The following is a 23,253-nucleotide window of genomic DNA, read 5'->3' on the forward strand; positions in this document are numbered from 1 at the left end:
GGTCAAAACGTATCACGCGGAGGTGCCGTTTTCAACGGATGGGGCTTGTGCCCAGCGGGCAGGAGTGCGTAAAGTCATCGCTCAGTCGAAGCGCTTCGCCTATGTTGCGCAGGGAGAGCCCGGGAGAGCGCAGTGGTCACGATCAACGAGGTCGCGAAAGCGGCGGGCGTCTCGATCAGCACGGTCTCGTACGCGCTGTCCGGGAAGCGGTCGATCTCGCGCGCGACCCGCGAGCGCATCGATCGTGCGATCCGCGAGCTCGGCTACACCCCGAACGCCGGCGCCAGGATGCTGGCTGGTGCGCGGACGAACATCCTCGCGCTCAGCGCGCCGCTCCATGCCGACGGCCACCTTCCGACGCACATGCGATTCGTGACAGAGGTCGTGCGCGCCGCTCGAGAGCGTGACTACGACGTCCTGCTGCTCGCTCGCGACGATGAGGTGACGGGGATTCGGCGGGTCGCGAGCACCTCGCTCGTCGACGGCGTCGTGGCGATGGGTGTGACCGAGCGTGACGAGCGCGTGGCCCTCGTTCGGTCGTTGGGGGTCGCGGCGGCGTTCATCGGCGTCCCCGGCGACAGCGGCGGCATCGCCTGCGTCGACCTCGACTTCGCCGAAGCGGCGCGGATGGCCGTCGAGCGCCTTGTCGCGGACGGTCACCGCACGATCGGCGTGATCGGGCACCCGCACGGCTATGTCGATCGGCAGCAGACGTTCATGGCGCGCTTCGAGGATGGTCTTGCCGCGGCGGCTGCGGAGGCCGGCGTGCGCATCGTCCACGAATGGGCCGAGGTCTCACGCGGGGCGGGCGCGCGTGCCGCCGACGCACTCCTGGATGCCGCGGAGCCGCCCACGGCGATCATCTTCCATTGCAACGAACCGGCGGTCGAGGAGGCGGAGCGACGCGTCCGCGAACGCGGTCTCGCGGTTCCGCAGGACCTGTCGCTGTTCGCCGCCGCGGCGAGCTACGACCCCGGTCGCCTCGAGATCCCGCTCAGCGGGATCACCCTGCCCATGGAGGAGATGTGCACGAGCGCGGTCGAAGCCGCGCTCGGCCTGCGCGACGGCGTCGCGCAGGCGACGACGCGGATCCTCGCCCCCGCGCTCGTCGATCGGGGGTCGGTAGCGGCCGTCGTGTGACGGCGCATCGCTTATTCGTTTGCCCATTGTCGAAACGCTTCGATCACGACGTGACCGATTCCGTCCGGCAGCAACACACCGCCGCATCTGCGGCATTCGCAGCACGGGACATCCGTCCCCTACAAGGAGGTAGAACATGAACGCTCGTCGGCTCATCGCCACGACGGGAATCGCCGCACTCGGTATCGCCGCTCTCGCAGGATGCGGACCGGCGGAACAGGAATCCGATGGCGTGCTCACGCTCTGGCATTACGAGGGCGAGAACTCCGCGATGGGAATCGCCTGGAACCGCGCAATCGAGATCTTCGAGGAGGAGACGGGCGCGACGGTCGCGTTCGAGGAACGCAGCTTCGAGCAGATCCGCCAGACCGCGAGCCAGGTGCTCAACTCCGACGAGGCACCCGATCTGCTCGAGTACAACAAGGGCAACGCGACCGCCGGTCTCCTCGCCAGTCAGGGGCTGCTCGCGCCGCTCGACGACGCCGTTGCGGAGTACGGATGGGACGAGACGCTCGCCTCGTCGCTGCAGACAACCGCCCGCTACGACGAGGACGGTGTCATGGGAAGCGGCAGCTGGTACGGGGTTCCGACCTATGGCGAATACGTGCAGTTCTATTACAACGCCGAGATGTTCGATGAGTACGGCGTCGAGGTGCCGACCACGCTCGATGAGCTCGAAGACGCGATGCAGGCGTTCGTCGACGAGGGCATCACCCCGTTGGCCGAAGCGGCGGCCGAGTACCCGCTCGGCCAGCTCTGGTATCAGCTCGCTCTGACGCAGGCCGACCGCCAGTGGGTCGACGATTACCAGGTCTACGACAACCCGGTCGACTTCGCCGGCACAGAGGTGACGTACGCCACCGACACTGTCGCGGACTGGGTCGAGAGCGGTTACATCTCCAGCGACGCCACCGGCCTCGCGGCCGAGGACGCCGGCACCGGCTTCATCAACGGCACCTACCCGATGTTCTTCTCCGGCAGTTGGTGGTACGGACGCTTCCTCGACGAGGCCCAGCACGACTGGTCGACGTTCCTCTTCCCCGAGACAGAGATGTCGCCGGGCTCGTCGGGCAACCTGTGGGTCATCCCGACCACGTCGGGCGATCCCGAGCTCGCCCAGGAGTTCATCGACATCACCCTGCGCCCGGAGATCCAGGCGATCATGGGCGACAACGGCGGCGTCCCCGTCGCCGCGAGCCCAGACGACCTGACGAACGACTCGAGCGTCGAGCTGATCGAGAACTTCAACACGCTGCTCGACCAGGACGGCCTGGCCTTCTACCCCGACTGGCCCACGCCGACGTTCTACGACGAGCTCAACGCCGGTCTGCAGGGGCTGCTCAACGGCTCCCTGTCACCGCAGCAGATGAACGAGCAGATCGGATCCGACTACGAAGCCGGCCTGCCGGCGAGCGCCGGATCGTCCACCCCGTGAACCGAGGGGAGGGGCGATGACCTCGCCCCTCCCGGAGGACTTCTGACATGACACTCATCGAATCCCGCGCGGACGCGACGCGCCCCGCGGTCGCCCCGCCGACGGGGCGCCGACGGGGGAGGGGCGACTCCCTCGTCCCGTTCCTCTCGGGCCGGAGCTACTGGTGGTACCTGCTTCCTGGCTTCGCGCTCCTGACGCTCATCATTCTCGTGCCGCTCGTGTGGAACATCTACCTGAGCTTCACCGACTATCGCGGCATCATTGCGCCGCAGTGGAGCGGTCTCGACAATTGGGTGACACTCTTCCACGACGAGCGCTTCTGGCTGTCGTTCCGCAACAGCGTCGCGATGATCCTTGCGATGGTCATCGCCCCGACCGTCATCGGGCTGCTCGTCGCGGCCGCGCTGTTCGACGTGATCGGCCGCAAGTTCGGCGCGAAGCTCGCGGCCTTCCTGCGTGCGACGTACTACCTGCCGCAGATTCTGCCCTCCGTGATCGCCGCAATCGTGATCGGCTGGATCCTGCGGCCCGAGAACGGAGCCCTCAACACGATCCTGCAGGCAGTAGGCCTCGGCCAGTTCGCCAGCAATTGGCTCGGGGCGCCCGACACCGCGCTCGTGAGCCTCATGGTCGTGCTCGTATGGATCCAGGTCGGATACCCCGTCGTCATCTTCATGGCGGCGCTCGAACGCGTCGACCCCGAGTTGTACGAGGCCGCGGAGATCGACGGCGCAGGCTGGCTCCGGAGGTTCGCGGCCATCACAATGCCGATGATCCGGCCCGAGATGTTCGTCGTCGCCCTGACGTGCACGATTGCGGCGCTGAAGGTGTTCGGCCCCGTCTATGCCCTCACGGGCGGCGGACCCAACTTCGCCACGATCGTGCCGAGCTACTACTCCTACAGCCAGTTCTTCCAGAATCAGCAGGTCGGATACGGCGCGACGATCGCGACCGCGCTGACGGTCGTCATCATGCTCGTCTCGATCGTGTTCGTGTGGGCGCAGAATCGCGCCGAGCGAAAGGAGCGCGAACGATGAGCGCCACCAGCCTTCTCGTCACGGGGGAGACCGGGCACCGGAACCGTCGGCGTCGCACCGTCGGCGACTGGATCGTCCTCGCCGTCATCGTCATCACGGCACTCGTCGTCGTATTCCCGTTCCTGTTGATCCTCATCAACGCGTTCAAGTCGCCCTCCGACTATGCGACGGGCGGACCGCTGCAGTTGCCGACGGCGCTGCACTTCGACGGGATCGCAGCGTTCTGGGAGCGGGTCGACTTCACGGGAAAGCTGTGGAACAGCCTGTTCATCAGCGGTGTCGTCGCCGTGCTCGCGGTTGTCGTCTCGGTGCTGAATGCGTACGCGATCGGGATCGGACGCGTGCGTGGCCGCGTGCCGCTGATTCTCGTATTCCTTCTCGCGAACATGCTGCCGCAGGAGGTGCTCCTCTACCCGCTCTACACGATCTTCCGCACGATCGGCCTCTACGACAACGTGTGGTCGGTGATCATCACGTTCGTGGTGATCCAGAGCGCGTTCGGCACCTACCTGCTCGCCAGCGTCTTCGGGACCTTCCCGAAGGAGATCATCGAGGCCGCGGCACTTGACGGCGCCGGGCGCTGGCTCACCCTGTGGCGTGTCATCGTGCCCGTGAGTCGCCCGACGCTCGGCGTGCTCATGGTGTTCTTCTTCATCTGGACGTGGAACGAGTTCCTCATCCCGCTGACGTTCCTCATCAGCAACGCGAATCAGACCGTTCCCGTCGCGATCAGCGTGCTGCAGGGCGACCGGCTGATGGACGTCACCACCACGAGCGCATCCGCGCTCCTGGGCCTCCTTCCGACGCTCATCTTCTTCCTCATCTTCCAGCGCACGCTGTCGCGTGGCATCACAGCAGGAGCAGTCAAGTAAATGAAGTTCACCGACGGTTTCTGGCAGCTGCGTCCCGGCGTTGAGGCGCTTTACGGTCGCGAGGCGTACGACCTCGAGGTCGACGGATCCACGATCGTCGCGATCGTGCCCACGAAAGTCATCGAGACGCGGGGCGACACCCTCAACCGGCCGACCCTGACGGTCACGCTGCATTCGCCTCACGAGGGCGTCATCGGCGTGCGCGTCGCGCACCACACCGGCGCGCGACGACCGCGGGGGTTCGAGCTCGTCGGAGCGTCAGAATGCGGCGAGGTGGTGCGAGACGGACACGAGGCTCGGCTCGTGAGCGGCGCAATCACGGCGGTCGTGCGGTTGGGGGCGCCGTGGCGACTGGAGTTCCGTGACACCGAGACGGGGCGGCTGCTGACGTCGAGCGGCGAGAAGGCCCTGGGCTACATGCGGACAACCCCCGACGCCCAGATCGACCCCGGGATCGTCGGCGACGCGCGCGCGACCCTCCGTTCGGAGCAGGGTCAGGCCTACCTCCACGAGCAGCTGTCGCTGGGCGTCGGAGAGGTCGTCTATGGCCTCGGCGAACGATTCGGGCCCTTCGTCAAGAACGGCCAGTCCGTCGACATCTGGAACGCGGACGGCGGGACGTCGAGCGAGCAGGCCTACAAGAACGTCCCGTTCTATCTGACCAATCGCGGTTACGGCGTGCTCGTCAACGACGCGCGCCACGTCTCGTACGAGATCGGTTCGGAGGCCGTCGAGCGGGTGCAGTTCTCAGTCGCGGGGGAGCACCTCGAGTACTTCGTGTTCGCGGGGCCGACCCCCGCCGCGGTCCTGGACCGTTACACAGCGCTCACCGGACGCGCGCCGGAGGTGCCCGCCTGGTCGTACGGGCTCTGGCTCTCGACCAGCTTCACGACCGACTACGACGAGCAGACCGTGAACAGCTTCATCGACGGGATGACGGAGCGCGACATCCCGCTCGATGTCTTCCACTTCGACTGCTTCTGGATGCGCGAGTTCACGTGGTGCGATTTCGAATGGGATCCGCGGGTCTTCCCGGATCCCGAGGGGATGCTCGCGCGGCTGCACGACCGCGGTCTGCGCGTGAGCGTCTGGACGAACCCGTATCTCGGCCAGCGCTCGCGGCTGTTCCGGGAGGCGGCAGAGAAGGGGTACCTGGTCCGGCGAGCCGACGGATCCGTGTGGCAATGGGACATGTGGCAGGCGGGGATGGGGCTCGTCGACTTCACGAACCCCGACGCGCGACGGTGGTACCAGGAGCATCTGCGACGCCTCCTGCGTCAGGGGGTCGACACGTTCAAGACCGACTTCGGCGAGCGCATCCCGCTCGACGTCGTCTACTTCGATGGATCCGACCCCCACGACATGCACAATCGCTACACGCACCTGTACAACGAGGCCGTCTTCGAGGTGCTCGAGGAGCAGCGCGGCCGCGGTGAGGCGGTGGTGTTCGCGCGGTCGGCGACCGCCGGCGGCCAGCAGATGCCGGTGCACTGGGGCGGCGACAATACCTCCTCGTTCGAATCGATGGCGGAATCGCTGCGCGGCGGGCTATCACTCGCGATGAGCGGTTTCGCGTACTGGAGCCATGACATCGGCGGGTTCGAGGGCAGGCCCGATCCCGCGGTATTCAAGCGCTGGCTCGCGTTCGGGCTGCTCTCGAGCCACAGTCGCCTGCACGGATCCGAGTCCTACCGCGTGCCGTGGCTCTTTGACGAAGCAGAGGGTCGCGACGAGTCGGATCCGCAGAGCGCGGTCAGCGTGACCCGACGCTTCGCGCAGCTCAAGGCCTCGCTCACGCCGTATCTCGTGCGAATCGGTCGCGAGGCACGCGAGACCGGTCTGCCGCTCATGCGTCCCATGGCACTCGCGTTCCCGGACGATCCGGCGATGGCCTATCTCGATCGGCAGTACATGCTCGGGGCGGATCTGCTCGTCGCCCCCGTCTTCTCCGCCGACGGCGACGTCGAGTTCTTCCTGCCGGCCGGGCAGTGGACCTCACTCCTGACCGGAGAGAGCGTCGAGGGTGGATCCTGGCGTCGGGAGCGACACGAATTCGACAGCCTCCCGCTGTACGTGCGCGCGGGCGCCACGCTCGTCACCGGCGACGGATCGCGGGGAGCGGATTACGACGTCTTCGACGCGCCGCGGCTCATCGTCTTCCCCGGGGCGGACGGAGAGCGAGCAGCGACGATCGTCTCGGGCGACCGGACGGCGACCTTCCGCGTCGAACAGACGGCGGACCACGTGCGGATCACGTCGGCCGACGTCGCGGCGTTCTCCGCGGCGATTGCGAACGGCGAGCCGCATCACACGGCCGACGGGACCGTCACGATCCGACGGTGACCGGTCGTAGCATGGACACTGTTTCTCTCACCATCGACGGAAGTGATCTCACGCATGCCCGCTGATCGATCGATCGCCCTTCAGCTGTATACGCTCCGAGATCGCATGAACGCCGATCCCGACGCGACCCTCGCGAGGGCCGCGGAGATCGGGTTCGCGCAGATCGAGCTCTACAACATCGTGGGGTGGCGCGACGAACTCGCCCGGGGGCTTGCCGCGAACGGCTTGACGGCGCCGACGGCGCACGCGCGACTGTCCGGCGCGGACGTCGAGGAGGCATTCGACGCCGCCGCATCGCTCGGTGTGCGCACGCTCATCGACCCGATGATCGCCGCGGAGCGCTGGACGACGCGCGACGACGTCAAGCGCAACGCCGAGCAGCTCGCCGAACACGGCGAGCTCGCGAAGAAGTTCGGCCTGGAGTTCGGGTACCACAACCACGCGTGGGAGGTCGAGAACGTCTTCGGCGACGAGACCGCGCTTGAGGTGCTGGCTGCCGAGCTTCCGGACGACATCGGGCTCGAGGTCGACGCGTACTGGGCGGCAGTCGGCGGGGCCGACGTGGCCGCGGTGCTCACGCGTCTCGGATCGCGCGTGCGACAGCTGCACATCAAGGACGCGCCGCTCGCGGGCGGTGCCCTCAGCACCGACCGAGAGGACCAGCTCCCCGCCGGCCAGGGCGCGATCCGGTGGGATCCGATCCTCGCCGCGGCGCCCGCCGCGGAGCTGCTCGTCGTCGAGTTCGACGAGTATCGCGGAGACATCTACGACGGCGTCGCCCAGGGACTCGCGGGCATTCGCACGCTCATCGAAGGAGAGAACGCATGACCAGTCAGCCTCTGGGCGTCGGATTCATCGGCGCAGGGATGATCAGCGACACCTACCTGGAGCACCTCGCGCAGTTCCCCGAGGTGGAGGTCATCGCGATCGGAGACATCGACACCGACCGCGCGTCCGCGCAGGCCGAGAAACACGGCGTGCGCGACTCCGGCCGCCCGGCCGACATCCTCGCCCACCCGGACGTCGAGCTCGTGGTGAACCTGACAATCCCGGCCGTGCACGCCGAGATCTCGCTCGCCGCGATCGACGCGGGCAAGCACGTGTGGAGCGAGAAGCCGATCTCCGTCGACCGCGAGTCCGGGCGGCAGCTCGTGCAGCGCGCCGCCGAGAAGGGGCTGCGCGTCGGCATCGCGCCCGACACCGTGCTCGGGCGCGGCGTGCAGAGCGCGCTGCGCGCGATCGCCCGCGGCGACATCGGTCAGCCATTGGCCGCAACGACCACCATGCAGGGCCCGGGCCCCGACCAGTGGCACCAGAATCCCGACTTCTTCTTCCAGCCCGGCGCCGGCCCGATCTTCGATATGGGGCCGTACTACCTGACGACGCTCGTGAACGTGTTCGGATCCGTCACCCGCGCGTCCGCCTTCGGGCTGACGCCGCAGCAGGAGCGGCGCGTCATGGCGGGGCCGCGCACGGGGGAGACCTTCCCCGTGCGCGTGCCGACCCACGTGCATGCGAACCTCGAGTTCGAAGCGGGTGGGACCAGCACGAGCGTCTACAGCTGGGACTCACCGCTCGTGCGGATGGGCTTCTTCGAGGTGACGGGCACCGAGGGCACCCTCGCGATTCCCGACCCGAATATGTTCGAGGGGCCGCTCCGGGTGATGCGCGTCCCGAACCGCGAGACGCGCGAACAGGCGTGGGAGGAACTCCCGTCCGACGGCGTTGTGGGCGGTCGCGGGCTCGGCGTCATCGACATGGTGCGAGCGATCCACTCGGGTCAGCCGCACCGGGCCTCCGCCGAGATCGGTCTCCACGTGCTCGACACGATGATCGCCATCGAGCAGTCCGTCGCGACGCGGCAGACCGTCGAGGTGACGAGTCGCGCCGACCGGCCCGAGCCGATCCCGGCCGACTGGGATCCCTACCGCGTCTGAGAGTCGGGCGCGGCGGTCGACTCGCGCACGACGAGGTCGGAGTCGAGGCGGATATGCGTCGGCGCCGCATCGTCGTCCATCATGCGAACGAGCAGGTCGACGGCCGCGCGGCCCATGTCCTCCAGCGGCTGACGGATCGTCGTCAGGGACGGGGTCATCGCGATCGCTTCGGGGATGTCGTCGAAGCCGACAACGGACAGATCCTCCGGCACCCGCACGCCGCGGGCGTTCGCGACGCGGATGAGCTCCATCGCGGAGATGTCGTTCGCGGCGAAGATGGCCGTCGGCGGTTGTTCGAGATCAAGCAGCACAGCCGCGCCCGCGGACGCCTCGGCGGCGCGGTATCCGCCCTCGGCGACGAGCGCTGCGTCGTGGGCGATCCCAGCGGCTGACAGCGCCTCGGCGTATCCGCGCTCCCTCAGGCGTGCGGATTCGAGGTCGCTCCGGCCGCGCAGGTGCCCGATGCGCGTGTGGCCGAGCGAGATCAGATGCTCGGTCGCGAGGCGCGCGCCCCGCAGGTTGTCGGTGTCGACGCTCGCGGATCCGGCGGGGCCCGTATGCGGATCGACCGACACGACGGGGACGGCCGTCTCGGGCGGCCGCACGGTCGGGGTGACCACGATCGCTCCGTCGATGAGCGTGCCGCCGAGTCGTGACAGCGAGCGGCTCTCCCACCCGTGGTGAGATCCGGACGAGACCGCACCGGCGTAGGCGAGCACGTCGTAGTCGGTGTCGCTGAGCGCGCTCGAGACGCCGTTGAGCAGGCGCAGTGCGAATGGCTCGAACTCGGCCACGAGCACGCCGAGGACGTGCGTGCGACTCCGGCGCATGGACGTCGCGACGAGGGAGCTGGCGTACCCGAGGTCGGAGACGATCTTCAGGACACGCTCGCTCGTCGCCGCGGCGACGCCGTCTCTGCCGTTGATCACTTTCGAGACGGTCGCGACCGACACGCCGGCGGCGCGCGCGACGTCGGTGATCGTCGTGCGAGTACGTGGACGAATCCTGCTGGTGGTCATGATCCTCCTACGTTAGGCCCGAAGTGCCCTCTCGCCGGGCATCCCGCGATGCGGGAAGTGTCGAGCCGCCCCGAGAGAAAACGTTATCGATATCGATTGACAATGTCGAGAGATCCTGTCAGAGTCGTTTCCGCACCGGGTGCGTACCCTGCTCGGTGCGAGGACGACAGCACTCAACGAGGAGAAGAGCATGAACGTGCGAAAGAAGTGGGTCGTCGCAGCGGCGACCGTCGCCACGGCGAGCCTCGCCCTGGCCGGTTGCGCCGGAGGTTCCGGAGGCGGCGACGAGGACGGCACGTCGATGGAGATGTGGCACAACTCCACGACGGGCGATGGCAAGGAATACTGGGACGAGGTCGCGGCCGCGTTCGAGGAGGAGACCGGCGTCTCCGTCAAGATGACCTCGATTCAGAACGAGGACATGGACGGCAAGCTCCAGACCGCGACGAACTCCGGTGACATGCCGGACCTGTTCATGGCGCGCGGCGGCGGCAAGCTCGCCGACATCGTGGCCGCGGGCGTCGTGAAGGACATCACGGGCCTCATCGACGACGAGACGAACGAGGCTTACGGCGAGACGCCGTTCGCGCCGTTCACGGTCGACGACGCGATCTACGGCATGCCGGTCGCGGTTCTTCCCCAGGGCATGTTCTACAGTGAGGACCTCTTCGCGGATGCGGGCATCTCCGAGCCGCCCACGACGTTCGACGAGCTGGGCGACGCCATCTCGGCTCTTAAGGACACGGACGTCGAGCCGATCGCGCTGGGCGCAAAGGCGGCATGGCCGGCCGCGCATTGGTACTACGCGTTCGCGCTGCGTGCCTGCTCGGAGGAGACGATCCAGGACATCGCCTCGACCCTCGACTTCAGCTCCGGCTGCTGGCTGTCCGCGGCTGAGGACCTTGAGGAGTTCGCGGCGACCGAGCCGTTCAACAAGGGCTTCCTGACGACCGACGCACAGGAGGGCGCGGGATCGTCTGCCGGTCTCGTCGCCAACCACCAGGCCGCCATGGAGCTCATGGGCGGCTGGAACGCGGGAGTGATCGGGTCGCTGACGCCGGACGGCGAGCCGTTGGCGGACCTCGGCTGGTTCCCGCTTCCCGCGACGTCCGGCGGCGAGGGTGCCCCCACCGCCATGATGGGCGGCGTCGATGGCTACGCATGCTCCGTCGACTCGCCTGACGCCTGCGAGGAGTTCCTGAACTTCATCGCGCAGGCCGAGTGGCAGGAGAAGTACGCCGATGCATTCGATGCGATCCCCGCATCGCTCGACGCGCAGGGCGCTGTTGAGGACCCGGTCCTCACCGAGATGATGGCGGCGTACAACGACGCCGAGTACATCGTCCTGTGGCTTGACACGCTGCTCGGACAGAACGTCGGCAACGCGCTCAACACCGCGGTCGTCGACATGCTGGCCGGCGGTGGCACTCCCGAGTCGCTCGTCGAGACCGCAACCAACGCCGCCGCGCGCGGCTGAGAGGGCTCCGTATGACCTCCCCCGCAACGTACGCGGCGCGCACGGCCGGGGAGCGGGGCACCGGGGGCGGCGCGAACGCGCCGTCCCCGGCGCCTCGCAAGGCGCGTGCGGACTGGCGAAAGCGCGGCGAGATCGCGCTTCTCGCCGGTCCCGGCATCCTCATCTTCGTGACCTTCGTCATCTTCCCCGTGCTGATGGCGGCGTTCTACGGCTTCTTCCGCTGGAAGGGCTTCGGGTTCCCCGAGGACTTCGTCGGGCTCGACAACTACGTCATGATCCTGCAGGATCCGACGTTCCGCGAGGCCGTGATGCACAACATGTTCATCGTCGTGGCCTCGCTCATCCTGCAGGGCCCCCTCGCGATCCTCTTCGCGCTGCTGATGAACCAGAAGATGCGCGGACGCGGCCTGATTCGCGTGCTCATCTTCGTGCCGTACGTGATCTCCGAGGTGGTCGTCGGCACCGGCTGGTCGCTCATGCTGCAGGACGTCGGCGCCGTCAACTCGTTCCTCGAGAAGGTCGGGCTCGGCGCCTGGCAGCAGTCGTGGATCTCCGAACCGGGCATCGCGATGGGCACGCTGATGTTCATCATCAGCTGGAAGTACATCGGCTTCGCCGTCATCCTCATGCTCGCCGGGCTCCAGTCGATCCCGGAGGAGCTGTACGAGGCCGCCGCGATCGACGGCGCGACCTTCTGGCAGTCGCAGTGGCACATCACGCTTCCGCTGCTCGGCCCGACGATCCGCATCTGGGCGTTCCTGTCGATGATCGGCTCACTGCAGCTCTTCGACCTCGTCAATATCATCTGGGGTCAGTACATCGCCGCCACGGCGGGGACCTCGACGATGGCGACGTACATGTACCAGAACGGTCACCTCGCGGGGAACTACGGCTTCGGTAACGCGGTCGCCGTGCTGCTGTTCCTCATCTCCTTGATCATCGCGCTCACGTACCAGCGCATCGCGCTGCGCCGTGACACCGCGGGCGCCGTCACCGGCGACAGCGGAAGGAAGAAGTCATGACCTCGACATCGGTCGCCATCGGCGCGGTCGGCACCCGTCGGCGTCGCTCGTCGCGTGCCCGCACGGGCGGAGCGAGCGGCTGGGTGTACCTGATGGCGACGATCCTCGTCGCCGTGTGCATCGGCCCTGTCCTCTACGTCATCATCGGCGGGTTCCGCACGAACGCGCAGATCACGCTCGATCCGTCCGGGTTCCCCACCCCGTGGGTGTTCGAGAACTACGGCGGCGTGCTCGTCAGCAGCGAGTTCTGGGTTGCCATGGGCAACTCGACGATCTCGGCGGTGGCGACCACGGTCGGAGCGGTCACGCTCGGCGTGATGGCGAGCTATGTCATCGCGCGGTACGACTTCTTCGGCAAGGGTGCGATGTACTCGCTGTTCGCCGCGGGGCTGATGTTCCCGGCGACCGTCGCGATCACGCCGCTCTACCTGCTGATCCGCAACCTCGGGCTCGTGAACAGCCTCTGGGGCATCATCCTGCCGCAGATCGCGTTCGCGCTCCCGACGACGATCATCATCCTCGTACCGTTCCTCCGTGCGATTCCGCGCGAGCTGGAGGAGGCCGCGTCGATCGATGGCACGGGACGGCTCGGGTTCTTCTGGCGGATGGTGATCCCGCTGAGCTTGCCCGGTGTCATCACCGTCGGGATCCTCGCGTTCGTCACGACGTGGAACGGATACATTCTGCCGCTGTTCATCCTGAGTGATCCGGGGCTGTTCACACTGCCGCTCGGCGTGCAGAACTTCGCCTCGCAGTACTCGGTCGACACGGCCAGAGTGCTCGCGTACACATCGCTGTCGATGGTCCCCGCGCTGATCTTCTTCAGCCTGTTCGAGAAGCGGATCGTCGGCGGCCTCACCGGAGCAGTCAAGGGATGACCAGCTCATCGTCGATGGAAGGAACGCCCCAGGTGACCATGCAGCAGGACGCGATCGCCGCGATGCCCGAGGTGTCAGAACGCGTCCGCGCGCTTCTTGCCTCGATGAGGCTCGAGGAGAAGGCCGCGCAGATCGTCGGATACTGGCTCGACCAGGGCGGCGAGGTCGTTGCCCCGATGGCCGACGAGATGACGACGAGCGACGGTTCCCGCACGCTCGCGGACATCACGCGGCACGGGATCGGACACTACACGCGCGTGTACGGGACGCGTCCGGTGGATCCGGCCCAGCGCGCCGCCTGGCTCCGTGACGAGCAGCGCCGACTGGTGCGCGAGACGCGACTCGGGATCCCGGCTCTCGTGCACGAGGAGTGTCTGACGGGGCTCGCGGCATGGAAGGCCGCGACGTTCCCGACTCCGCTCGCCTGGGGCGCGTCCTTCGACCCCGATCTCGTGGCCGAGATGGCCTCGGCGATCGGGGAATCGATGGCGCAGCTCGGCGTCCACCAGGGCCTCGCCCCGGTGCTCGACGTCGTGCGCGATCCGCGCTGGGGGCGCGTCGACGAGTGCATCTCCGAGGATCCGTACCTCGTCGGCACCGTCGGTACCGCGTTCGTCCGCGGACTGCAGCAGGCCGGCATCCACGCGACACTGAAGCACTTCTTGTCGTATTCCGGGTCGCAGGCGGGGCGCAACCACGCGCCCGTGCACGCCGGGCCGCGCGAGCTCGCGGACGTCTACCTGCCACCGTTCGAGATGGCGATCCGCGACGGCGGAGCGAAGAGCGTCATGAACAGCTACACCGAGATCGACGGCGTGCCGGTCGCCTCACAGCCGCAGCTGCTCACGCGCCTACTGCGCGAGGAACTCGGATTCACGGGCACGGTCGTCGCCGACTACTTCTCGGTGGCGTTCCTCGAGATCATGCATGGTCTCGCGGCCGACCGCGGAGAAGCGGCGCAGTGGGCGCTGGAGGCCGGCATCGACGTCGAGCTTCCCTCGGGAGACGCGTATCTCGAGCCCCTCATCGAGCGGGTCCGCTCGGGTCACATCGACGAGCGGTTCATCGATCGCGCCGTGCTGCGCGTGCTCGCCGAGAAGGAGGAGCTCGGGCTGCTCGAGCCGAACGCCTTCGACGACGACGCTCCGTCAGTGATTGATCTCGACACGCCGCGCCACCGCGACATCGCGCGGCGCCTGGCGGCTGAATCGGTCGTGCTGCTCTCGAACGACGGCGCGCTCCCGGTGACGGCGGATGCGCGGCGAATCGCCGTCATCGGCCCCAACGCCGACCGGCCCGAGGCGCTGCAGGGATGCTACTCGTTCGCCAACCACGTGCTCGCGCACCACCCTGGGCACGACATCGGGCTCGAGATCCCGACCGTGGCCGAGGCGCTGCGCTCCGAGTTCCCGGACGCCGAGCTGACTGTCACCCGCGGCTGCGAGGTCGAGGGGTTCGACACTGCCGGAATCGACGACGCCGTCGCGCAGGCGGCCGACGCCGACGTCGCGATCATCGTGGTCGGCGACCAGGCCGGCCTCTTCGGCCGGGGATCCGTCGGCGAGGGCAACGACACCGAATCGCTCGAGCTTCCCGGGGTGCAGCGCGAGCTCGTCTCGCGCGTCGCCGCCACGGGCACGCCCGTCGTGATGGTGATGCTCACCGGACGCCCCTACGCAATCGGCTGGGCGCTCGACGGCGCGGAGCCGCGTCCGCGCGCCGTGCTGCAGGCGTTCTTCCCGGGCGAGGAGGGCGGTCCCGCGATCGCCCAGATCCTCTCGGGCACGGTCTCGCCCTCGGGTCGTCTGCCGGTGAGCCTGCCGCGCGCGGCCGGCGCGCAGCCGTTCACGTACCTGCACCCGCCGCTCGGCGGTGCCTCGAGCGTGACCTCGACGGATCCGACGCCCGTGCGCCCGTTCGGGTTCGGACTCGGGTACGCGACGTTCGCGTACGACGACTTCGCGTGTGCGACCGCGGCGGAGACCAGCGGCGCGTTCACTGCGGCCGTGACCGTGACGAACACCTCCGACGTGGCGGGCACTGACGTCGTGCAGCTCTACGGCCGGGACGTGGTGGCCAGCGTCACGCGCCCCGTCGTGCAGCTGATCGCCTACGCCCGCGTGGAGCTCGCGCCGGGGCAGAGCGCGCGTGTCGAGTTCGACGTGCCCGCCACGCGCTTCGCGTTCTCGGACCGGCGGATGGTGCGAGTCGTCGAGCCGGGCGCGGTCGACGTGTGGGTGGGGGCGCATGCCGCAGCTGGTGGCCCCGCCGCGGCCGACGCCGCACAGGCCGCCCCCGTCGTTCCCGGCGCGGCGACGGCGCGGACGCGCGTCGAGCTCACGGGACCCGTGCACGAGGTCACGCCTGCCGACCCGCGGATCGTGGGTGTGCGCATCGCCTGAGGTGCGCGGCCCGGCAGCTCCCGGCCGATAGGATTTTGGCCATAACGTCAGGAGCAACATGGGCAGCGGATCGAACGTCGAGGGCGTCAGGCGACAGAACCTCGGCACGATCCTGCAGCTCGTGCATCACGCCGGGCCGCTCTCGCGCGCGGCGCTCACGCAGCGCACGGGCCTGAACCGCTCGACGGTGGGTGGCCTCGTCGTCGCGCTCGCAGAGCACGGGCTTGTCCACGAACGCGAGCCGGACCCGACGCGCCGCGTCGGCCGTCCATCGCCGACCGTCGTGCCATCGCGCGATGTCGTCGCGATCGCGGTGAATCCCGAGGTCGACGCGCTCGAGATCGGAGCGGTCGAGCTCGGAGGCTCCGTGCGCGTGCGCACGCGACAGGAGATCGGGCACCTGCTTTCGCCCGACGAGACGGCCGAGCGCGTGGCCGCCGTCGTCGCGGGCTGGACCGCGGACGCGCTCGCCGAATGTCGCATCGCGGGCGTCGGTGTCGCCGTGCCCGGCCTCGTGCGCGACGCCGACGGGATCGTCCGCAATGCACCGCACCTGAAGTGGCAGGATGTCGACCTCGCGTCGCCGATCGCGCAGCGGACGGGCCTGCACACCTCTATCGGCAACGACGCCTCCCTCGGCGCGCTCGCCGAATGGCTGTTCGGTGCGGCACACGGCCACTCCGATATCGTGTACCTCAACGGGGGTGCCAGTGGCATCGGCGGCGGCGTGATCCTCGGCGGTCACAGCATCGGCGGCGCCGGCGGCTACGCCGGGGAATGGGGACAGAACAGCCCGAGCATCTCCGACGCGGTCGATCGTCGCGTTCCCGGCGGCGTGCTCGAGGACGAGGTCAATCGCGCGCGACTGTTCGCGGCGCTGGGCGTCAGCGACGACGATCGGCTCGCAGACGCGCTCGCGTCGACCGCGACCGCCGAGGTCGGCCGTCAGCGGCGGATCCTCGCGGCCTCACTGGCCAACGCGGCCAACACGCTCAACCCGTCGATGATCGTGCTGGGCGGCTTCCTCGCGGCGCTGCGCGCGACGGATCCGGAGTCGTTCGACGCGCAGGTGCGCTCGCAGATGCTCGCCGCCCCGGCCGAACAGCTCGCCATCCGGTCCGCCGCGCTTGCCGACGCGCGCCTGCTGATCGGCGCGGCCGAGCGCGTGTTCGAGCGCGTGGTCGCGGATCCGCTGCTCGCCGCTCGCTGACGGCGGGCCTCAACGGAAGCGCATGCCGGGGCCGCTACTCCCGGAGGCGCACGAGGCGCTCGTGGCCCTCTTCGCGCACCTCGGTGAGGGTGTCGCGCGAGGTCAGGAAGTCGTTGAACGACCGGTAGCCGAGCGCCTTCTCGCTGAAGGACGGGTCCATGCGGCGGATGTGCTGCTTGACCGCCGAAGCGTAGAGGAATCCCTGGTCGTCAGCCTTGTTCTGTCCGACGCGGAGCGCCCGTTCGAGGAGGCTCGTCGCGACGGCATGGAGATCCTCGGGAGGCGTCTCGTCGAAGGTCGTGACAGCGACGTCCGGTTCGGCGGCCTCCTCCGGTGATTCGACGGGAGCGGCGGTCCGGCGTCGCCTCGTCGGCTTCTGCTCGGCGGTCTCGGTCGCCTCGCGCGGTGCGCGCTTCTTCGACTCGGAGCTCTGCCGCTTCTCCAGGGCCGGGACGCCCGGCAGCGTGTCGTAGGGCTCGAACTCGTCGCAGGCGGCGGCCAACGATTTCGCGGTCGATCCCGCGACTCCGACGCCGATGACGTACCGACCGAGTCGCCGGCACCGCTGCGCAAGCGGCACGTAGTCGCTGTCACCGCCGACGATCGCCACGTGCGTGAGGTCGGGGAGGCGGAACATGTCCTCGACGGTGTCGACCGCGAGGCGGATGTCGGCGCCGTTCTTCGCATACGCCGCGGCGGGGAAGAGCTGGACGAGATCCACGGCTCGCGCCACGAGCTGTCGACGGTAGATAGCGTTCACGGGCGACGACCAGTCCGCGTACGCGCGCGTGAGGACGAGGGTGCCGTAGCTCGAGGCGAAGTCGATGATCGCGCCGACGTCGATCGTGGCCGCCGCGAGGCGCTCCGCGATCTCGGGCTCGGTCGGATCCTCGGCGATGCGCTGCCGGTCGCGAGAATATGCGTTGCGGCCGTGCACGCGGTCATACCAGCTCATGACGATGTTGTCGAAGTCGAGGTAGACGGCGACACGGCCGTCGTCATGAGGAGAGGTCATATCGAGAGCCTACGCGTCTGGCGTCACGCGTCCCCTGGGTAGGCGAGCCCGATCTGGCGGCGGATCTCGTCGAGCGTGGCCATGATCTCGACGCTCTCGTCGACCGGCAGTTCCTCGGGAGCGCCCGTGCCCTCCGCGATGACGCGCTCGGCGGCGAGCGCCTGCAACTGCATCCCCCGACCCTCGATCTCGGTGTGGAACCGCTCGAGTTCGGTGCCGTCCGTCGCGGTGACCCGGAACGTCGTCGGCGCGAGCCAGAAGTTGTCGATGTCGATCCGTGCCGCGGTGCCGAGGATGTGGCCCGAGTTCAGTCCCATGCCGCGCGAGCTCGAGATGCTCGTCGAGATGAGGCCGCCCGCGTGCGTCATGACGGCGACGACGTCGGTGTCGGCACCGGTCTCGCCGAGCCGTGCGGTCGCGGAGATCGCCTCCGGCCGCCCACAGATGTCCCACGCGAACGAGACCGGATACACGCCGAGGTCGAGGAGCGCGCCCCCGCCGAGCGCGAGGTCGTTGAGGCGGTGCGTCGGGTCTGTCGGCGCCGACTGCGCGTGCGTGGCCGTGACCATGCGCAGCTCGCCGAGCGTGCCCTCGCGGAGAATCTCGCGGATCCGCACCATGTGGGGCAGATACCGCGTCCACATGGCCTCCATGACGAGGAGACCGCGAGCCGCCGCCAGGTCGCGCACGGCTTGCGCCTCGGGCGCATTCAGCGTGAACGGCTTCTCGACGAGAACGTGCTTACCAGCCTCGAGCGCGAGCGTCGCGGCCGCGGCATGCTGCGGGTGCGGCGTCGCGACGTACACGATGTCGACCGATGGATCCGCGACGAGAGCCTCGTAGGAGCCGTGCGCGTTCGGAATGCCGTACGGTCGCGCGAACCGCTCCGCAGACTCCTGTGTGCGCGAGCCGACGGCGGCCACCGTCAGCCCCGCCACCAGCAGATCCTTCGTGAATGCGTGTGCGATCCCGCCTGTCGCGAGGATTCCCCAACCGAGTGCCATTCCCCGAGCATATCGGTCGCGCGCACTCCACCCGGCGCGCCGAATACGCGGCAGGGCGGGCCGGATCCCTGGGAACCGACCCGCCCTGCCGTGCGGTCAGAAGCTGTCGATCGCCTCGTTGAGCGTCGACGACGGGCGCATGACGCGCTTGGTCTTCTCGTCATCGGAGCGGTAGTAGCCGCCGATGTCTGCCGGACTGCCCTGCACCGCAATCAGCTCGTCGACGATCTTCTGCTCGTTGGCCGTGAGCGTCTCGGCCAGCGGCGCGAATGCCGTCGCGAGTGCCGCGTCGGCAGAGGCCGCCAGCTCGGTGGCCCAGTACAGCGCGAGGTAGAAGTGCGAACCGCGGTTGTCGATCGTGCCGAGCTTGCGGCCGGGGGAGCGGTCGTGCTCCAGGAACGACGCCGTGGCCGCATCGAGGGTCTCGGCGAGGACGCGCGCGCGGGGGTTGTCCGTGTGCAGCGCGAGGTGCTCGAACGAGGCCGCCAGCGCGAAGAACTCGCCGAGCGAGTCCCAGCGCAGGTAGTTCTCCTCGACCAGCTGCTGCACGTGCTTCGGCGCGGATCCGCCCGCACCCGTCTCGAACAGTCCGCCGCCCGCCATCAGCGGGACGATCGAGAGCATCTTCGCGGACGTGCCGACCTCGAGGATCGGGAACAGATCGGTGTTGTAGTCACGCAGCACGTTGCCGGTCACCGAGATCGTGTCGAGTCCCTGGCGCATCCGCTCGAACGACAGGCGCGTCGCCTCCGACGGGGCGAGGATCCGGATGTCCAGGCCGCTCGTGTCGTGCTCGGGCAGGTAGGCGTTCACCTTCGCGATGAGGTTCACGTCGTGCGCGCGCGTCTCGTCGAGCCAGAACACCGCGGGAGTGTCGGACAGTCGTGCGCGGGTGACCGCGAGCTTGACCCAGTCGCGGATCGGGGCGTCCTTGGTCTGGCACGCACGCCAGATGTCGCCGGCCTCGACGTCGTGGGAGATGACCGCGTCGCCGGCGCTCGTCACGACGCGCACGGTGCCGTCCGCGGGGATCTCAAAGGTCTTGTCGTGCGAGCCGTACTCCTCGGCCTTCTGCGCCATGAGGCCCACGTTGGGCACGGTGCCCATCGTCGCCGGGTCGAGGGCGCCGTTGACGCGGCAATCCTCGATCGCGGCCGCGTACACGCCCGCATACGACGAGTCGGGAATGACAGCGAGGGTGTCGTGCTCGGCTCCGTCCGGGCCCCACATCTTGCCGCCGCCGCGGATCATCGCGGGCATCGACGCGTCGATGATGACGTCGCTCGGCACGTGGAGGCCCGTGATGCCCTTGTCGCTGTTGACCATTGCGAGGTCGGGACCGGCCGCGATCGCGTCGTCGAACGCGCGGCGGATCTCCTCGCCGTTCGGCAGCTTCTCGAGTCCTGCGTAGATGGCGCCGAGACCGTCGTTCGCCGACAGCCCAGCCGCCGCGAGGTCGGATCCGTACTGCGCGAACACCGGTGCGAAGAACGCGCGCACGACGTGGCCGAAGATGATCGGGTCGCTGACCTTCATCATCGTCGCCTTGAGGTGCGCGGAGAACAGCACGCCCTCCTGCTTCGCCGCCGCGACCTGCTCGGCGAGGAACGCGTCGAGCGCCTTCGCGCTCAGGAACGTGCCGTCAACGACCTCGCCGGCGAGGACGGGCAGCGACTGCTTCAGCACCGTGACCTCGCCGCCGCGCTCGACGAGCTCGATGCGCAGCGTGTCATCGGAGGGCGCGACCCACGACTTCTCGTTCGTCCGGAAGTCGTTCTCGCCCATCGTCGCCACGCGCGTGCGGCTGTCGCTCGACCAGGCGCCCATGCGGTGCGGGTGCGCCTTCGCGTACGCCTTCACCGCGCCGGGAGCGCGGCGGTCGCTGTTGCCCTGGCGCAGCACCGGGTTGACCGCGGAGCCCTTGACCTTGTCGTAGCGCGCGGCGATGTCCTTCTCGTCGTCGGTGCGCGGGTCCTCGGGGTAATCGGGAACGTCGTAGCCCTGTGCCTGCAGCTCGGCGATCGCGCCCTTCAGCTGGGGGATCGAGGCCGAGATGTTCGGGAGCTTGATGATGTTCGCCGCCGCGTCTTCCGCGAGCTCGCCGAGCTCGGCGAGCGCGTCGCCGATGCGCTGCTCGGCGGTCAGTCGCTCGGGGAACTGCGCGAGCACGCGACCGGCGAGCGAGATGTCGCGCGTCTCGAATGCGATCTCCGCCTTGTCGGCGAACGCCTTCACGATGGGAAGGAACGAATAGGTCGCGAGGAGCGGCGCCTCGTCAGTATGCGTGTAGATGATCTTGGACATGCGTGAGTGCGCTCCAGAAATCTCGGGGGTCGAGGAAGAGACGAATTTCTCGACATCAAGATACCGGAGCCGCCTGCGTATTGCAGATCAGGGGGCGTCGACGGCCGACAGGATCCGCCTGGTCAGCGGTGCGCTCATCGTCTGCGCCCACGACTGCGTGAGGTGGCCGTGGGCATCGCGGTAGACGATCACGCCGCCGACGATGCCGTCGCAGAATCCGTCCACGCAGTACAGATCGGTCATGTCGACGACCGGGACGCCCTTCTCGCGCGCGACGTCGGCGAGCACGTGGGGCGAGGCGAGCGCGACGTCGGCGCTCGTGCCGCAGCCGCTGTCGGCGCCCGCGCCGAGGCGCGTCGTGCACGCGATCGACTCCTCGTCCGGCATCGGGTTGTCCTCGATCACGACGACCCGGGTGCCGGCCGCCGCGATCTCCGTCAGGATCGCCGCGTGGCTGTCCGCGGGAGTCGCGAAACGCCGCGTCGAGGTCGCGAGGACGATGTCGTAATCGCCGGAGACGAGCTGAGCGTTGATGTCGGGACGCGCGACGTCGCAGTCGCTCGTCTGCTCCGGCGGAGCCATGAGCGCGCAGCCCCGCCCGACGTACGTGTCGAGCCTCCAGCCGAGCGAGGCGAGCTGCGGTTCGAGCGCGGGCAGCAGCGCGGCCGCGTGGCTGTCGCCCACGAGCGCGACCCGCGTCGCGTCGTCCGCCTCGGGTCCGTGCGAGCACGACAGCAGCGACGCGTTCTCGCCCATGTAGCAGGCGTACGCGTCGCCCGTGTCGGCCTCGAGCGCGTCGGGAGCCGGGATCAGGCCGTCGAATGTCTCCTCCGCGCACGCGTCGCGGTGAACGGCGGATCCGGCGCCCGTGCAGTCGACCTCGCCCGCGGATTCGCCGTCGGGCGACACGGTCTCGATCGCGTCGATTCTTCCGCTGTCCGCCTGCAGCGGCATCACGATGGCGGACGCGGCCGTGCCGGCGATGGCGACGATCGCGAGCGACGCGGCTGTCGGGATCCATGCGCGCGTGAGGCCGCGGATCCGGCCGCCTCGCCACGCGAACCACCTCGCGCGCCGGGCGGGATTCTCGACCAGGTGATACGACAGCGCCGACAGGATGAGCGTGAGGGCGAGGGCGAGGAGGACGTACGCGACGGTCCCTGTCGGAATGATCGCGACCAGCAGCATCGCGACGGGGAAGTGCCAGAGATAGAGGCTGTAGGAGATGTCGCCGAGGTAGGTCGCGACGCGGTTCGTGAGGATCCGCGGGGGGCGGACGGTCTCGTCGGTGCCGGCGATGATGACGAGCGCGGATCCGACGACGGGCAGCAGCCCGAGCGGTGCCGGCCATCCCACGGACGTCGGGGTGATGACGACGAGCGACGCGGCGATGCTCGCGATCCCTGTCCATGCGAGCACATGCCGCCACGCGTGTGACAAGCGCAGGTGCGGGAGGAACGCGAGGATCGCACCGATGCCGAGCTCCCAGGCGCGCGAGAACGTCGAGAAGTAGGCGAACGCGGGGTTCGCGATCGTCTCGTACAGCGCCCAGGCGAAGGAGGCGGTGGTGAGCGCGACGATCGCGATGCGCGTGCGGCGCATTCGCCGCGTCGCGGCGAGCGAGACGATCGCGAGCATGACCCACGGCCACACGAGATAGAACTGCTCCTCGACGCCGAGCGACCAGTAATGCTGCAGCGGTGACGGCGGGGTCCCCTGCGCGAAGTAATCGATGCCGTCGAACGCGAAGCGCCAATTGCCTGCGAACAGCGCACTGAAGATGCCGTCGACGGCGATGTCGCGGCTCCGCTCGCCGAGCAGCACGAACGATCCGGCTACCGTGGCGGCGATCACGACGAGGGCGGCGGGGAGGATGCGCTTCGCGCGCCGTTCGTAGAAGCGACGGAACGAGATCGTGCCGGTGCGGTCGATCTCGCGCAGCAGCAACCCCGTGATGAGGAAGCCCGAGATGACGAAGAACACGTCGACGCCGACGAAGCCGCCCGCGGGCGCGCCCGTCATGTGCGCGGCGATGACGGCGAGCACCGCGAGGGCGCGGAGACCCTGGATGTCGCGGCGCTGGCGCGTGGGTGCGTGGGGCTGCATCCCGATGAGTCTAGATTCCGCGGGCTCGACGTTCGGCGCCACGGCCCCGCGT

General features: G+C 68.7%; 17 protein-coding genes. 12 read left to right on the top strand and 5 right to left on the bottom strand.

What is annotated here, in order from left to right:
- Nucleotides 1-132 precede the first annotated feature (132 nt).
- The 7 genes from IEW87_RS07680 to IEW87_RS07710 all read left to right on the top strand — a co-directional run bounded on the left by IEW87_RS07680 (nt 133) and on the right by IEW87_RS07710 (nt 8,764).
- Nucleotides 133-1,140 carry a LacI family DNA-binding transcriptional regulator gene (locus IEW87_RS07680; protein ID WP_188711680.1) on the top strand — a complete coding sequence of 336 codons (1,008 nt, stop codon included), beginning with the start codon at nt 133-135 and terminating at the stop codon, nt 1,138-1,140.
- Nucleotides 1,141-1,276: 136 nt separating this feature from the next.
- Nucleotides 1,277-2,575 carry an ABC transporter substrate-binding protein gene (locus tag IEW87_RS07685; protein WP_188711681.1) on the top strand — a complete coding sequence of 433 codons (1,299 nt, stop codon included), beginning with the start codon at nt 1,277-1,279 and terminating at the stop codon, nt 2,573-2,575.
- Nucleotides 2,576-2,622: 47 nt separating this feature from the next.
- Nucleotides 2,623-3,612 (top strand): carbohydrate ABC transporter permease, encoded by a 990-nt coding sequence (locus tag IEW87_RS07690; RefSeq protein ID WP_188711682.1) that lies wholly within the window; start codon nt 2,623-2,625, stop codon nt 3,610-3,612.
- Complete coding sequence (locus tag IEW87_RS07695) at nt 3,609-4,484, top strand: carbohydrate ABC transporter permease (protein ID WP_188711683.1); 876 nt, start codon at nt 3,609-3,611, stop codon at nt 4,482-4,484. The genes IEW87_RS07690 and IEW87_RS07695 overlap by 4 nt, the downstream gene beginning before the upstream one ends.
- The gene (gene yicI / locus IEW87_RS07700; RefSeq protein ID WP_188711684.1) at nt 4,485-6,827 is read left to right on the top strand and encodes an alpha-xylosidase; all 2,343 of its coding nucleotides are present in this window, start codon (nt 4,485-4,487) and stop codon (nt 6,825-6,827) included.
- A gap of 105 nt (nt 6,828-6,932) precedes the next feature.
- Nucleotides 6,933-7,655, top strand: coding sequence for a sugar phosphate isomerase/epimerase family protein (locus tag IEW87_RS07705; RefSeq protein WP_229731008.1), 723 nt, complete (start codon nt 6,933-6,935; stop codon nt 7,653-7,655).
- A complete protein-coding gene (locus tag IEW87_RS07710; RefSeq protein ID WP_188711686.1) occupies nt 7,652-8,764 on the top strand; it encodes a Gfo/Idh/MocA family protein in 1,113 nt (370 codons plus the stop codon). Before IEW87_RS07705 ends, IEW87_RS07710 begins: the two co-directional genes overlap by 4 nt.
- Here IEW87_RS07710 and IEW87_RS07715 read toward each other — a convergent pair.
- Nucleotides 8,752-9,783 carry a LacI family DNA-binding transcriptional regulator gene (locus tag IEW87_RS07715; protein WP_188711687.1) on the bottom strand — a complete coding sequence of 344 codons (1,032 nt, stop codon included), beginning with the start codon at nt 9,781-9,783 and terminating at the stop codon, nt 8,752-8,754. The genes IEW87_RS07710 and IEW87_RS07715 overlap by 13 nt on opposite strands.
- A 190-nt stretch (nt 9,784-9,973) precedes the next feature.
- On the opposite strand from IEW87_RS07715, the gene IEW87_RS07720 reads away from it, so the two are divergent.
- Genes IEW87_RS07720 through IEW87_RS07740 form a run of 5 tightly spaced genes read left to right on the top strand, consistent with a single transcriptional unit; the run spans nt 9,974 to nt 16,772 of the window.
- Nucleotides 9,974-11,260, top strand: coding sequence for an ABC transporter substrate-binding protein (locus tag IEW87_RS07720; RefSeq protein ID WP_188711688.1), 1,287 nt, complete (start codon nt 9,974-9,976; stop codon nt 11,258-11,260).
- An 11-nt stretch (nt 11,261-11,271) separates the two neighbouring features.
- Complete coding sequence (locus IEW87_RS07725) at nt 11,272-12,282, top strand: carbohydrate ABC transporter permease (RefSeq protein WP_188711689.1); 1,011 nt, start codon at nt 11,272-11,274, stop codon at nt 12,280-12,282.
- A complete protein-coding gene (locus tag IEW87_RS07730; RefSeq protein ID WP_188711690.1) occupies nt 12,279-13,160 on the top strand; it encodes a carbohydrate ABC transporter permease in 882 nt (293 codons plus the stop codon). Before IEW87_RS07725 ends, IEW87_RS07730 begins: the two co-directional genes overlap by 4 nt.
- A 38-nt stretch (nt 13,161-13,198) precedes the next feature.
- Nucleotides 13,199-15,562, top strand: a complete 2,364-nt coding sequence (locus tag IEW87_RS07735; RefSeq protein ID WP_188712700.1) for a beta-xylosidase/alpha-l-arabinosidase — start codon at nt 13,199-13,201, stop codon at nt 15,560-15,562.
- A 58-nt stretch (nt 15,563-15,620) separates the two neighbouring features.
- Nucleotides 15,621-16,772, top strand: coding sequence for an ROK family transcriptional regulator (locus tag IEW87_RS07740; protein ID WP_188711691.1), 1,152 nt, complete (start codon nt 15,621-15,623; stop codon nt 16,770-16,772).
- A gap of 34 nt (nt 16,773-16,806) precedes the next feature.
- On the opposite strand, the gene IEW87_RS07745 is transcribed toward IEW87_RS07740, so the two are convergent.
- The 4 genes from IEW87_RS07745 to IEW87_RS07760 all read right to left on the bottom strand — a co-directional run bounded on the left by IEW87_RS07745 (nt 16,807) and on the right by IEW87_RS07760 (nt 23,201).
- On the bottom strand, nt 16,807-17,787 hold the full coding sequence (locus tag IEW87_RS07745) for an NYN domain-containing protein (protein ID WP_188711692.1): 981 nt from the start codon (nt 17,785-17,787) through the stop codon (nt 16,807-16,809).
- Between the two features lie 23 nt (nt 17,788-17,810).
- On the bottom strand, nt 17,811-18,791 hold the full coding sequence (locus IEW87_RS07750; RefSeq protein WP_188711693.1) for a Gfo/Idh/MocA family protein: 981 nt from the start codon (nt 18,789-18,791) through the stop codon (nt 17,811-17,813).
- 96 nt (nt 18,792-18,887) lie between these two features.
- Nucleotides 18,888-21,095, bottom strand: coding sequence for an NADP-dependent isocitrate dehydrogenase (locus IEW87_RS07755; protein WP_188711694.1), 2,208 nt, complete (start codon nt 21,093-21,095; stop codon nt 18,888-18,890).
- An 87-nt stretch (nt 21,096-21,182) separates the two neighbouring features.
- On the bottom strand, nt 21,183-23,201 hold the full coding sequence (locus IEW87_RS07760) for an acyltransferase family protein (protein ID WP_188711695.1): 2,019 nt from the start codon (nt 23,199-23,201) through the stop codon (nt 21,183-21,185).
- Between the last annotated feature and the right edge of the window lie 52 nt (nt 23,202-23,253).

The sequence above is a fragment of the Microbacterium faecale genome (assembly GCF_014640975.1).
GTDB classification, from domain to species: domain Bacteria; phylum Actinomycetota; class Actinomycetes; order Actinomycetales; family Microbacteriaceae; genus Microbacterium; species Microbacterium faecale.

Excerpts from the sequence above, each read along its gene's own strand:
- IEW87_RS07685 (WP_188711681.1), top strand. The coding sequence starts at position 1,277 with ATGAACGCTCGTCGGCTCATCGCCACGACGGGAATCGCCGCACTCGGT.
- IEW87_RS07690 (WP_188711682.1), top strand. The coding sequence starts at position 2,623 with ATGACACTCATCGAATCCCGCGCGGACGCGACGCGCCCCGCGGTCGCC.
- IEW87_RS07695 (WP_188711683.1), top strand. The coding sequence starts at position 3,609 with ATGAGCGCCACCAGCCTTCTCGTCACGGGGGAGACCGGGCACCGGAAC.
- yicI (WP_188711684.1), top strand. The coding sequence starts at position 4,485 with ATGAAGTTCACCGACGGTTTCTGGCAGCTGCGTCCCGGCGTTGAGGCG.
- IEW87_RS07705 (WP_229731008.1), top strand. The coding sequence starts at position 6,933 with ATGAACGCCGATCCCGACGCGACCCTCGCGAGGGCCGCGGAGATCGGG.
- IEW87_RS07710 (WP_188711686.1), top strand. The coding sequence starts at position 7,652 with ATGACCAGTCAGCCTCTGGGCGTCGGATTCATCGGCGCAGGGATGATC.
- IEW87_RS07715 (WP_188711687.1), bottom strand. The coding sequence starts at position 9,783 with ATGACCACCAGCAGGATTCGTCCACGTACTCGCACGACGATCACCGAC.
- IEW87_RS07720 (WP_188711688.1), top strand. The coding sequence starts at position 9,974 with ATGAACGTGCGAAAGAAGTGGGTCGTCGCAGCGGCGACCGTCGCCACG.
- IEW87_RS07725 (WP_188711689.1), top strand. The coding sequence starts at position 11,272 with ATGACCTCCCCCGCAACGTACGCGGCGCGCACGGCCGGGGAGCGGGGC.
- IEW87_RS07730 (WP_188711690.1), top strand. The coding sequence starts at position 12,279 with ATGACCTCGACATCGGTCGCCATCGGCGCGGTCGGCACCCGTCGGCGT.
- IEW87_RS07735 (WP_188712700.1), top strand. The coding sequence starts at position 13,199 with ATGCAGCAGGACGCGATCGCCGCGATGCCCGAGGTGTCAGAACGCGTC.
- IEW87_RS07740 (WP_188711691.1), top strand. The coding sequence starts at position 15,621 with ATGGGCAGCGGATCGAACGTCGAGGGCGTCAGGCGACAGAACCTCGGC.
- IEW87_RS07745 (WP_188711692.1), bottom strand. The coding sequence starts at position 17,787 with ATGACCTCTCCTCATGACGACGGCCGTGTCGCCGTCTACCTCGACTTC.
- IEW87_RS07750 (WP_188711693.1), bottom strand. The coding sequence starts at position 18,791 with ATGGCACTCGGTTGGGGAATCCTCGCGACAGGCGGGATCGCACACGCA.
- IEW87_RS07755 (WP_188711694.1), bottom strand. The coding sequence starts at position 21,095 with ATGTCCAAGATCATCTACACGCATACTGACGAGGCGCCGCTCCTCGCG.
- IEW87_RS07760 (WP_188711695.1), bottom strand. The coding sequence starts at position 23,201 with ATGCAGCCCCACGCACCCACGCGCCAGCGCCGCGACATCCAGGGTCTC.